At 47.4% G+C, this 639-nt stretch carries 1 protein-coding gene; it reads left to right on the forward strand.

Translation table 11 applies throughout. The annotated features are described in order from the left end of the window. Positions 1–639, forward strand: a 639-nt coding sequence (locus R7Q46_RS27830; RefSeq protein WP_318078384.1) for a response regulator, incomplete at both ends; no start/stop codon positions are given.

Consider the following 639-nt stretch of genomic DNA (forward strand, 5'->3'; position numbering starts at 1 on the left):
TGTTGCAACAGAAGAAAGCGAACGACTGCCACTGACGGTGCTCGCGGTGGATGATAACCCTGCAAACCTAAAACTGATTTCAGCACTACTGAAAGAAAGGGTTGAAACCGTAACCGCTTGTAGCAATGGCCAGCAAGCCGTAAATCTCGCTACCGAGAAGAAATACGACCTGATTTTTATGGACATCCAAATGCCATTAATGGATGGCGTGACCGCTTGTCAGAACATCAAAGAGCTTGAGTTAAACAAAGACACACCAGTTATCGCCGTTACCGCGCACGCCATGGCCGGGGAGCGCGATCGTCTTCTCGCCGCAGGTATGGATGATTACCTCACCAAACCAATTGAAGAGCATGTACTGCAACAAGTGTTGGTCCACTGGAATCCGAATACCTGTACAGAAAGCATAGGGAAAGTTGCGCCGTCCTACGTCGATGAACCAGCAAGTGAAGCACCTGCTACAGCTGAAAATACACAACCTGATGTGATTATTGACTGGCAAGCCGCATTGAAACAGAGCGCTAATAAGGAAGACTTAGCCAAAGATATGCTGCGTATGTTGATCGATTTCATTCCAGAAGTAGAAGAAGTTGTCGACCACGCACTTGAGCAAGACGATTATTCGCGTGAAGAGTTGAT

It is taken from the genome of Vibrio sp. 811, assembly GCF_033339195.1.